Raw genomic sequence first — 260 nt, 5'->3', positions numbered from 1 at the left:
CACTGTAGACGATAAAAAAGCCGACCCTTTTAGTCGGGTATCGGCTTTTTGAGGTGTAAACGCTTTGGCTATGACTATTTAACGTTTAGATTCTCTTTGATGAATTTAAGCATTATTTCATAATATTTAGCGCGATTTTCGGCATTGTAGAAGCCATGACCTTCTTGTTCCCAGATTTCTTTTTGGAATGGGTAATTGGCTTGATTTAAGGCTTTTTCCATTGCTTCAAATTGCTCTATGGGTGCACGTTCATCTTCTTC

Annotated in this window: 1 protein-coding gene; it reads right to left on the bottom strand. The window is 38.1% G+C overall.

Going from position 1 to position 260, the window contains the following annotated elements:
* Positions 1 to 74: 74 nt before the first annotated feature.
* Positions 75 to 260: prolyl oligopeptidase family serine peptidase (locus tag AAEY79_RS15490; RefSeq protein ID WP_352289431.1), on the bottom strand; the 186-nt coding region annotated here is incomplete at its 5' end.

Source organism: Psychrobacter sp. GW64-MNA-CIBAN-0177 (assembly GCF_040309585.1).
In the GTDB taxonomy this organism is placed as follows: domain Bacteria; phylum Pseudomonadota; class Gammaproteobacteria; order Pseudomonadales; family Moraxellaceae; genus Psychrobacter; species Psychrobacter okhotskensis.
The sequence above is the reverse complement of the archived record's forward strand: the minus strand, read 5'-3'. Positions and strand labels throughout refer to the sequence as shown.